Origin of the sequence: uncultured Clostridium sp. (genome assembly GCF_937920395.1) — a bacterium.
Lineage (GTDB): Bacteria > Bacillota > Clostridia > Clostridiales > Clostridiaceae > Clostridium_AD.
In genome coordinates this window covers 1-11,039 of the sequence record NZ_CALEVF010000213.1, presented here as the reverse complement: position 1 = coordinate 11,039, position 11,039 = coordinate 1, and the positions used below count along the sequence as shown (strand labels likewise).

12 protein-coding genes and 1 riboswitch are annotated in these 11,039 nt (G+C 31.6%); of the genes, 11 read left to right on the top strand and 1 reads right to left on the bottom strand.

The features are described 5' to 3' along the window. From Q0649_RS13435 to Q0649_RS13410, 6 genes are all read left to right on the top strand, one after another. On the top strand, window positions 1-698 hold a 698-nt coding region (locus Q0649_RS13435; protein WP_298842839.1), incomplete at its 5' end, for an iron-containing alcohol dehydrogenase. Window positions 699-969: 271 nt separating this feature from the next. Beyond that, window positions 970-1,839: a sulfide/dihydroorotate dehydrogenase-like FAD/NAD-binding protein gene (locus tag Q0649_RS13430; protein WP_298842836.1), complete on the top strand. Its 870-nt coding sequence runs from the start codon at window positions 970-972 to the stop codon at window positions 1,837-1,839. Further along, entirely contained in the window at window positions 1,839-3,221 is a 1,383-nt protein-coding gene (gene gltA, locus Q0649_RS13425; protein WP_298842833.1) for an NADPH-dependent glutamate synthase, read from the top strand. Before Q0649_RS13430 ends, gltA begins: the two co-directional genes overlap by 1 nt. A gap of 155 nt (window positions 3,222-3,376) precedes the next feature. Continuing rightward, complete coding sequence (locus Q0649_RS13420; RefSeq protein WP_298842830.1) at window positions 3,377-3,796, top strand: C-GCAxxG-C-C family (seleno)protein; 420 nt, start codon at window positions 3,377-3,379, stop codon at window positions 3,794-3,796. Window positions 3,797-3,810: 14 nt separating this feature from the next. Further along, the gene (locus tag Q0649_RS13415) at window positions 3,811-4,692 is read left to right on the top strand and encodes a DNA-3-methyladenine glycosylase (protein ID WP_298842827.1); all 882 of its coding nucleotides are present in this window, start codon (window positions 3,811-3,813) and stop codon (window positions 4,690-4,692) included. An 88-nt stretch (window positions 4,693-4,780) separates the two neighbouring features. Further along, window positions 4,781-5,494 (top strand): TVP38/TMEM64 family protein, encoded by a 714-nt coding sequence (locus tag Q0649_RS13410; protein ID WP_298842825.1) that lies wholly within the window; start codon window positions 4,781-4,783, stop codon window positions 5,492-5,494. A 20-nt stretch (window positions 5,495-5,514) separates the two neighbouring features. Here Q0649_RS13410 and Q0649_RS13405 read toward each other — a convergent pair whose 3' ends face one another. Next, the gene (locus tag Q0649_RS13405) at window positions 5,515-6,093 is read right to left on the bottom strand and encodes a TIGR01906 family membrane protein (protein ID WP_298842842.1); all 579 of its coding nucleotides are present in this window, start codon (window positions 6,091-6,093) and stop codon (window positions 5,515-5,517) included. Between Q0649_RS13405 and Q0649_RS13400 the strand changes: the two genes are divergently transcribed. The 5 genes from Q0649_RS13400 to guaA all read left to right on the top strand — a co-directional run. Continuing rightward, window positions 6,065-6,289 (top strand): hypothetical protein, encoded by a 225-nt coding sequence (locus tag Q0649_RS13400; RefSeq protein WP_298842845.1) that lies wholly within the window; start codon window positions 6,065-6,067, stop codon window positions 6,287-6,289. The genes Q0649_RS13405 and Q0649_RS13400 overlap by 29 nt on opposite strands. Before the next feature lie 226 nt (window positions 6,290-6,515). Next, a complete protein-coding gene (groES, locus tag Q0649_RS13395) occupies window positions 6,516-6,803 on the top strand; it encodes a co-chaperone GroES (protein ID WP_298842822.1) in 288 nt (95 codons plus the stop codon). A gap of 67 nt (window positions 6,804-6,870) precedes the next feature. Continuing rightward, window positions 6,871-8,499 (top strand): chaperonin GroEL, encoded by a 1,629-nt coding sequence (gene groL, locus Q0649_RS13390; RefSeq protein WP_298842820.1) that lies wholly within the window; start codon window positions 6,871-6,873, stop codon window positions 8,497-8,499. A 179-nt stretch (window positions 8,500-8,678) separates the two neighbouring features. After that, window positions 8,679-8,776: riboswitch (purine riboswitch) on the top strand. Between the two features lie 212 nt (window positions 8,777-8,988). Next, window positions 8,989-10,443: an IMP dehydrogenase gene (gene guaB / locus Q0649_RS13385; protein ID WP_298842818.1), complete on the top strand. Its 1,455-nt coding sequence runs from the start codon at window positions 8,989-8,991 to the stop codon at window positions 10,441-10,443. Window positions 10,444-10,519: 76 nt separating this feature from the next. After that, window positions 10,520-11,039 (top strand): glutamine-hydrolyzing GMP synthase (guaA, locus tag Q0649_RS13380; protein WP_298842816.1); only part of this gene is annotated, 520 nt, incomplete at its 3' end.

The window sequence follows — 11,039 nt, the reverse complement described above, 5'->3', positions numbered from 1 at the left end:
TAAAATATCCTTTAGCAGATTTCAACTTAACTCCAGATATAGCTATAGTTGATCCGTCGCTTGCTCAAACAATGCCACCAAAATTGGTAGCGCATACAGGCATGGATGCATTAACTCATGCATTTGAGGCTTATGTTGCAGGACTTCATTCTTGTTTCTCGGATCCGCTTGCGATGCAAGCTATAACTATGATTAAAGCTAACTTAGTAAAATCATTTAATGGAGATGTTGAGGCAAGAAATGAGATGCATATGGCACAATGCCTTGCTGGAATGGCATTTTCAAACGCACTACTTGGAATATCTCATAGCATGGCACATAAAATAGGTGGTGTATTCCACGTTGCACACGGACTCGCTAATGCAATACTTCTTCCACATGTTATAGATTTTAATAAGAAATCTTGTGGAGATAGATATGCTACAATTGCTAGAACATTAAAACTAGATGGCAATACAGATGATGAATTAATAAATTCATTAACAGATATGATAAGAGACTTAAATAAGACTCTAAATATACCATTATCTTTCTCTGAAAATGGTATGACTAAAGAAGAGTTTGATACTAATTTGAATTTTATAGCTGAAAATGCTTTAAAAGATGCATGTACAGGATCTAACCCAAGACCAATAAATTTAGATGAAATGAAAAAAGTATTAACATGTTCATTTACAGGCGAAAAAGTTAATTTTTAAAATAAAGAGATAGAGAATCAAACAATGATTGTATAATTTTTGTCAATGTACAATAATTAAAAATAAGACAGGTAGTAATAGCATTAGTATTTTATGCTCTTTGCTATCTGTCTATTTTAATATAAGATTTCATTTAAAATTAAATTCAACATTTTAATATATTATAGTTTTTGTGGTAAAATAATGATAGTATAAATATCATAGGATAATAAAGATTTTAATATGGGTACATAAGCAGACTAAAATTATAGAAAGATGTGGAGGCAAAAAAATGTATAAAATAGTTGGAAAGAAAGAATTGGCACCACAAATATTTTTAATGGATATTGAGGCACCAAGAGTGGCTAAAGCAGCACAACCTGGTCAATTTATAATAATAAAGATGGATGAAAAAGGTGAGAGAATACCATTAACAATAAGTGACTTTAATGCCGAAAGAGGAACAGTTACTATAGTAGTTCAGACTATAGGCTGCTCAACAAAAGAAATGGAAAAATATGAAGTTGGTGATTCATTCGAAGATTTTGTGGGACCTCTTGGACAAGCATCAGAATTAATGAGTGAAAGTATTGAAGAGTTAAAGAAAAAGAAAATTGTATTCGTAGCTGGGGGACTTGGAACAGCGCCAGTTTACCCTCAGGTAAAATGGCTTAACTCTCAAGGCATAAAGGCAGATGTAATAATAGGCGCAAAAGCTAAAGAATATGTGATTATGGAAGAAGAAATGAAGAAAGTAGCGGGAAATGTATATCCATGTACAGATGATGGTTCTTATGGATATAAGGGGCTTGTTACAAATAAATTGAAAGAATTAGTTCAAAATGAAGGTAAAAAATACGATTTAGTGGTTGCTATTGGACCTATGATAATGATGAAGTTTGTTTGCAAATTAACTGAAGACCTTGGAATATCAACTATTGTAAGTATGAATCCTATTATGGTAGATGGAACTGGAATGTGTGGAGCTTGTAGACTTACAGTAGATGGCGTAACTAAATTTGCTTGCGTTGATGGACCAGAATTTGATGGACATAAGGTTAATTTTGATGAAGCAATGAGAAGACAATCAATGTACAAAACTCAAGAATTTTCTAAAAATGAAGGAATTAAAGCCGGCTGTGGTTTAGGAGGTACTAAATAATGGATAACAAGAAAAGAATTCCAATAGAAGAGCAAGATCCCAAAATAAGAGCTACTAATTTTAAAGAGGTATGTTTAGGATATACAGAAGATGAAGCAGTTAAAGAAGCTACAAGATGTCTAAACTGTAAAAAACCAATGTGCGTTAGTAAATGTCCTGTTGCAATAGATATTCCTGGTTTTATTAAGCATGTTAAAAATAAAGAGTTTGTTGAGGCAGTTAAGGTCATAGCTAAATACAGTGCTCTACCAGCTGTTTGTGGTAGAGTTTGTCCACAAGAAACTCAATGTGAGAGCAAGTGCATATTGGGAATAAAGGGAGATGCAATAGCTATAGGTAAACTTGAAAGATTTGTAGGAGATTACTCAAGGGAGCATAATGTTGATCTTTCAGAAACTAAGCCTAAAAACGGTATTAAGGTTGCAGTAGTAGGAAGTGGTCCATCAGGACTTACTTGCGCTGGAGATTTAGCAAAAGCTGGATATGATGTAACTATATTCGAAGCACTCCATGAAGCGGGTGGAGTTTTGGTATATGGTATACCAGAATTTAGACTTCCAAAAGAAACAGTCGTTAAACATGAAGTTGAGAATGTTAAAAAATTAGGTGTTAAATTAGAAACAAATGTTATAGTAGGACGAACTGTAACAATAGATCAATTGATGAATGATGAAGATTTTAAAGCTATATTTATTGGTTCGGGTGCAGGACTTCCGATGTTTATGGGAATACCAGGAGAAAATTTAAATGGAGTGTTTTCTGCTAATGAGTATTTAACTAGAAATAATTTAATGAAAGCATATAAAGAAGGATATCAGACCCCTATAAGAACAGGCGAAAAGGTTGCTGTTGTAGGTGGAGGTAATGTTGCTATGGACTCTGTACGTACAGCAGTAAGGCTTGGAGCGGAAGGACACATAGTATATAGAAGATCAGAATCAGAACTTCCAGCAAGAGCTGAAGAAGTACACCATGCAAAAGAAGAAGGGGTTATAATGGATCTACTTGTTAATCCAATTGAAATCCTAGGAGATGAAAAAGGAAATGTTATAGGTATGAAATGTGTAAGAATGCAACTCGGTGAGCCGGATGCTTCAGGAAGAAGAAGACCTATAACTATTGAGGGTTCAGAATTCACGATGGATGTTAATACAGTTATAATGTCTTTAGGCACATCGCCAAATCCTTTAATTCCATTGACAACAAAAGGTTTAGATATTAATAAACGTAAGTGTATAATTGCGGAGGATGAAACTGGATTAACATCTAAAAAGAATGTATATGCTGGTGGAGATGCAGTTTCGGGAGCGGCTACAGTTATATTAGCTATGGAAGCAGGTAAAAAAGCTGCTAAAGCTATAGATGAAATGTTAACAAACTAATGCAGCTCTGAAAGAGATGACCTGCAGCTCTGAAAGAGATGATTAACATAAATAACTCCATAAACAAAGGTTTATGGAGTTGTTTTTTTAAGAAAATAAATTTTATTATTATATATTGTCTGTCATAATGAGGTTGAATATTAGGAGGTTTATGTATGTTAATTAATAAGATAAACAAATATTATACTAAGGAATATAATCTTAACTGTGCTGAGGTGATGATTTATTCTGCTAATGAAGAATATAATTTAAATTTAAATAGCGAAACATTTAAGACCATGTCAGCTTTTGGCGGTGGAATGGGCATAGAAAGCGTATGTGGAGCAATAACAGGTTCAATAGCTGTTATAGGTATATTGTTTACTAAAGTAAAAGGACATGAAGGAGACAGAGTGAAAAAGCTATGTCAGGAATTTTTTAAAAAGTTTGAAGGCAAGCTTGGTACGAATAATTGTACAATACTTAAAGCAAAATATAAAAAAGAAGATATTGGTTGTAGAGTTATGATTGAAATGGCAGCACAAATATTAGATGAAATTGTGACTCGTGAATCACAAGTTAATAATAAGAGGTAAGGAAAGGAAAAATTATGGATTATAAAAAAGTTGAATCGTTTGATAATGGCATTATTATAAAAGGTGTAGATAACTTCGAATTAGATCATATATTCGAATGTGGTCAATGTTTTAGGTGGAATAAACAGGAGAGTGGCACCTACATAGGAGTGGCATATGGAAAGGTAGTAGAAGTAGAAAAAAATGAGATGGATGTGAAAATATATAATATAGATGAGGAAGAATTTCAAAAACTTTGGTGTGATTATTTTGATCTTAAAAGAGAGTATACAGTTATTAAAGAAAAATTTCGAAAAGATCCACTTCTTGAAAGATCCGTTAATTTTGGGTATGGAATAAGATTACTTCAGCAAGAACCATTTGAACTTACGATATCATTTATAATTTCTTCAAATAATAGAATACCTATGATAAAAAGAGCTATTAATAGGTTAAGCGAAAAATGGGGGAAAGCAATAGAATACAAGGGTGATACATACTATGCGTTTCCAACAGCGGCAGAATTAGATAAAGCATCTATTGAGGAAATTCAAGGTTGTGGTCTAGGCTTTAGATCTAAATACGTAAAGGATGCAGTGCATAGAATATATGCAGATGATGTGAATTTAGAATTTATTAAATCATGTGATGATGATGTTTGCCATCAAGAATTACAGAAATTAAGCGGTATTGGACCAAAGGTTTCTGATTGTATCATGCTTTTTTCCATGCAAAAATATTCTGCTTTCCCAGTGGATGTGTGGGTTAAGAGAGCGATGCAGTTTTTTTATTTAGCACCAGATGTGTCGCTACCTAAAATAAGAACTTTTGCTAGAGATAAATTTGAAAACTTAGCAGGCTTCGCACAACAGTATTTATTTTACTATGCAAGAGAAAATAATATTAAAATAGAATAAATTAATGAAAATTAAGCAAAATAACAAACAAGAGATAAAATTATGGACTACTACTGAATCTTATAAAAAATAAAGAGGATGGAGATCTATGAAAAAAGTATGGGATTACGTAAGAATAAAGGTATTAGGACATAAGCAACATATAGTAATAATAGCAATTGTGTTGATTTTTATGTATGTAGGATATCAGTATTTTTTCAAGTATTCGGATTTAATTAAAAATCCTAATATAATGAAAAAAATTGTCCTTTCTTACGGTAATTTAAGTGTTTTAGTCTTCATACTTATGCAGGTTTTACAAGTAGTAGTATTTTTTATTCCAGGGGAATTTATACAAATTGCTGGAGGGTATATTTTTGGTACTTTTTGGGGCGGAGTGATATCTTTAATTGGAATTACGTTAGGAAGCATAATGGTATATCTTATTGCTAAGGATTATGGGAAACCACTAGTGGAAAAGTTGATGTTAAAAAAGGAAATAAAATTCTTTAAAAAAATATTAGACGTAGGAAGTAAAAAGATTGTTGTATTCGCATTTTATTTAATTCCGGGAGTACCAAAGGATGCACTAGCATATATATGTGGTGTATCGAATATCTCTTTTAAAGATTTTTGCATATATTCAACACTGGGAAGAATTCCAGGGATTTTTATATCGTCTTACTTTGGAGAAGAAATATATTCAAAAAATGTTACTAGTTTAATTACTATAGGAGTAATAATGAGCTTTTTATTCCTAATAGGTCTTTTAAAAGGCAATACTATAATTAAAAATACGATAAAAAAGAAAAAGACATATTAAAATCACATTTTTTATAGATCTTATAAAAAATGTGATTTTTTAGTACTTTTATATATAATGGCTAATATTATACTACACATAATAATTAAAGAAATCATTAATATAGCAGAGTGGAAGAAAAAACTTTGTGGTAGGATTGTTATTACGGGGTCTAATTTAAGATCAAAAAGCCAATAATTATTGTTAAAAAAGATGTGATGAAAAATAGTGAAACTTTTATCAAAATTAACTAAGAAGGGTATAAGAAGTATAACCGGTATAATAATAAGAAAGATGGAAGCAGTTAATAGATATCTTATTGTTTTTCTTTTTTTATTTACAAGGACACCTGCAATACTTATTAGCAATGAAAATAATAGCATTATTTTAAGTTTATCAAAAATTACTTTAACTTCTTTAAAATGAATTTTACCATGAATTGATGACGGTAATGTTGGAAGATTAAATTCTTCATTTTTATTTTGAGTTAAATATGTAATAACATAATTGTAATTGGATTTTAAGTCGCTTTTATTTAATCCTGAAGATTGTTCGATTTTTAATGTTCCAATATCAATGTAATACAAGGGCTTGAAAAGTAAAGTAAAATTTACACTCAAAACCAAAAAAGAAAATACAAAACTTGAAATAAAAATTGCTCTAAATAAAAATTTAATTAAGGTTTTTACTTTATTAATAATAAAGCTTAAAGAAGAGCGGTCAATTATAGATTTGTTTAAAATATTCACAAAATCACCTCTATTAGTAAGTATAACAAATATGCATAAATCTATACAAGAAAAATTAATTTCATAAAAATTACAATGAATTTGAGAGAATAAAGGAAAGAAGAGAATAACTGCGAAATGCGGTGAGTATAAAACTTAATTTGATTGTATGGTTATAAATGGAAGAATGCGTACGGTAATTGAAGTTGCAATTATACTGATTATTAATTATTATATAAGTTATAGAACATATTAGCACTCGGATGTGATGAGTGCTAACAAAAGGAATAAAAATATAAAAGGAGGGGTTTAAAATGAACATTAGACCACTTAGTGATAGGGTATTAATTAAAAGATTAGAAGCAGAGGAAACTACTAAAAGTGGAATAGTCCTTGCAGGAGCTTCAAAGGAAAAACCACAAGAAGCTGAGGTTATTGCAGTAGGACCAGGAAAAACAGAAGATGGAAAACTAATTAAAATGGAAGTTAAAACAGGGGATAAAGTACTATTCTCTAAATATTCAGGAAATGAAATAAAATATGATGGTATTGAATATATCATATTAAAACAAGAAGAATTACTAGCTATAATTGAAAAATAGTATTTAATTAATTGCGTCAATGATTAAATATTATATTTAATCATTGACGCACAAGGAGGGTTTTTAAATGGCTAAAAATGTATTGTTTGGAGAAGAAGCAAGAAGAGCTATGCAAAGAGGTGTAGACAAACTTGCAAACACAGTAAAAATAACACTAGGACCCAAAGGTAGAAATGTTATTTTAGATAAGAAATTTGGATCACCATTAATAACAAACGATGGTGTTACTATAGCAAGAGAGATAGAACTTGAAGATCCATTTGAAAATATGGGAGCACAACTTGTTAAAGAAGTTGCTACTAAAACTAATGATGTAGCAGGAGATGGAACAACTACAGCTACATTACTTGCTCAGGCTATAATAAGAGAAGGTTTAAAGAATGTTACAGCTGGAGCTAATCCAATGATGATTAGAACTGGTATAAAAATGGCAGTAGATAAAGCAGTTGAAGAAATTAAAAAAGCCTCTAAACCAGTAAGCGGTAAAGAAGATATAGCTAGAGTTGCTTCTATATCAGCTAGTGACGAAGTAACAGGTGCTTTAATAGCTGATGCTATGGAAAAAGTAGGTAATGAAGGTGTTATAACTGTAGAAGAATCAAAATCTATGGGAACAGAACTTGACGTAGTTGAAGGAATGCAGTTTGACCGTGGATATTTAAGTGCATATATGGTTACAGATACAGAAAAGATGGAAGCAAATCTTGAAGAACCATATATTTTAATAACTGATAAGAAAATAACAAATATACAAGACATACTTCCAATACTTGAGCAAATTGTTCAACAAGGTAAAAAATTGTTAATAGTTGCTGAGGATATTGAAGGAGAAGCTTTAAGCACATTAGTTGTTAATAAGTTAAGAGGAACCTTTACTTGTGTAGGAGTTAAAGCACCAGGTTTTGGGGATAGAAGAAAAGAAATGCTTCAAGATATAGCAACTCTAACTGGTGGAGAAGTTATAAGTGAAGAACTAGGAAAAGAATTAAAAGATGTTACTGTTGAAATGCTTGGAAAAGCTGAAAGTGTTAAAATATCTAAAGAAAACACTACAATAGTAAACGGAAAAGGTGATAAGACAGCAATACATGATAGAGTATCTCAAATTAAAAAACAAATTGAAGATACTACATCAGATTTTGATAAAGAGAAATTACAAGAAAGACTTGCTAAACTTGCAGGAGGAGTAGCTGTAATAAAAGTTGGAGCCGCTACTGAAACTGAATTAAAAGAGAAAAAATTAAGAATAGAAGATGCTCTTGCAGCTACAAAAGCAGCAGTTGAAGAAGGAATAGTTCCAGGTGGTGGAACAGTTTATATTAATGCAATTACTGAAATTGCTAAATTAACTTCAGATGTATCGGATATTCAAGTAGGTATCAACATAATAAAAAGAGCTTTAGAAGAACCATTAAGACAAATAGTTACTAATGCTGGCGCAGAAGCTTCAGTTATAATAGAAAAAGTTAGAGAAAGCGCTGGAGAAATTGGATATGATGCGTTAAATGATAAATTAGTTAATATGAACAAAGCAGGAATTGTTGACCCAACAAAAGTTGTAAGATCAGCACTTCAAAATGCCGCATCTGTTGCAGCAACATTCTTGACAACAGAAGTTGCAGTTGCAGATATCCCTGAGAAAAATCCAGCACCAATGGGTGGAGCACCAGGAATGGGAATGGATGGAATGTACTAAGAGAAATTAACATTCTAATTAAAATAAAATATATTAGAATAGAAAAATTAACTAGATTATATCTAGTTAATTTTTTTATTTTATATAACAGAAAAATAATGTTTTTGTTATGTAAACGAACAAGTATAAGATAGTTATTGACAAATGTTTAAACATTAACTATCATAGTTGTAATAGCTACAAAAAACAACAACGCTACTCATATATCCCTTGAATATGGCAAGGAGCATCTACGGTCAGCCTTAAATTGACCACTATGGGTAATATTAGTATGAACTTATTTTAGGTATGCTAATTTTACTTTGGTTAAAGTAGGATTAGTATGCTTTTCTATATTTTATACCTTATTTTAAAATGTCGTATATATATAGGTTTTTATGCCAATTATAAAAATGAATATAAGGAACATTCAATTAAATATAATATCACTTTTGATATGATATTTGTTTTTATGTACCTAAAATAGAAGTACAAAGGAGAGAGGATTAAATGGCAAAGATATTAAAACAAGCGTATACATTTGATGATGTATTATTAGTACCAAATAAATCTGAAGTTTTACCTAGAGATGTTACTTTAGGTACCTACCTTACAAAGAAAATAAAATTAAATATACCATTAATGAGTGCAGCAATGGATACTGTTACTGAATCTAGAATGGCTATTGCAATGGCTAGAGAGGGTGGAATAGGTATTATACATAAGAATATGAGTATTGAAAATCAAGCTATTGAAGTTGATAGAGTTAAAAGACAAGAAAATGGTGTAATTACAGATCCATTTTTCTTATCACCAGAAAACCTTCTAGAAGATGCTTTAGAATTAATGAAAAAATATAGAATATCAGGAGTTCCTATTACAACGAATGGTAAGCTTGTTGGAATAATTACGAATAGAGATATAGTCTTTGAAACTGATTATAGTAAAAAGATTAAAGATATAATGACAAGTAAAAATTTGATAACAGCACCAGAAGGAACAAGTATGCAACAAGCAAAAGAACTTCTTAAAAAACATAAAATAGAGAAGTTACCTTTAGTAGATAGTGAGAATAATTTAAGAGGTCTTATAACTATAAAAGATATAGAGAAAACTATAAGATTTCCAGATGCAGCAAAGGATGCTCGCGGAAGATTGTTATGTGGTGCGACTGTTGGTGTAACTGCAGATAAGATGGATAGGGTAGCAGCGCTTGTAAAGGCTGGAGTAGATGTAATAACTATCGATACAGCTCATGGACATTCGTTGGGAGTACTAGACGCTGTACGTGAAATAAAGGGTGCATACCCAGAACTTCAAATAATTGCAGGAAATATTGCAACCGCTGCAGCAACTCATGATTTAATTGAAGCAGGAGCAGATTGTGTTAAGGTTGGAATAGGTCCTGGTTCAATTTGTACTACAAGGATTGTAGCAGGAGTAGGAGTTCCTCAACTTACAGCAGTAATGGACTGTGTTGAAGAGGGAAATAAATATGGAATTCCTGTAATTGCAGATGGTGGTATAAAATATTCAGGAGACATAGTTAAGGCATTAGCAGCAGGTGCTAAGGTAGTAATGATTGGTTCTATGTTCGCAGGCTGCGAGGAAGCGCCAGGCGAGATGGAAATATACCAAGGAAGAAGTTATAAGGTGTACAGAGGCATGGGTTCACTAAGTGCTATGGCTTGTGGAAGTAAGGACAGATATTTTCAAGAAGGAAATAAAAAATTAGTTCCAGAAGGTGTAGAAGGAAGATTGCCTTTCAAAGGAAGCGTTATAGATACTATATTCCAAATGGTCGGTGGGATTAGATCAGGTATGGGATATTTAGGTTCAGCAACACTAGTACAATTATTTGAAACTTCAACATTTGTTGTTCAGAGTTCAGCAGGACTTCGCGAAAGTCATCCACATGATGTATCAATTACAAAAGAATCACCAAACTATAGCGTAAACAGCTAGAATAGATGAAAACAGCTAGTATAGATAAGAACAGCTAGATAAAATAAGGCCTAAATGCACAGGAGGAAAAACATTGATTAATAGAGAATTAGTTTTAGTAGTTGATTTTGGCGGTCAATATAATCAACTTATTGCAAGAAGAGTTAGAGAAAATAGTGTTTATTGCGAAATAATACCATATACATATTCTGTTCAAAAGATAAAAAACATGAACCCAATAGGTATAATATTTACAGGTGGACCTAATAGTGTATATGCCGAGGGTGCTCCCCAAATTGAAAAAGAAATATTTGAACTTGGTATTCCTATTTTAGGAATATGTTATGGTGCTCAGTTAATGGCACAAGCATTTGGTGGAGAAGTTAAAACATCAGATGTTCGTGAATATGGAAAAGTAGAGGTTGACCTAAACAAGGATGCTATTATTTTCAAAGGAATAAATGAAAATCAATGTTGGATGAGTCATACAGATCATATAGCTAAAGTACCAAACGGATTTGAAATTATTGCAACTTCTAAACACTGCCCAGTAGCTGCTATGGCAAATGTTTCTAAAAAACTTTATGGAGTTCAATTTCACCCAGAAGTAAAACATA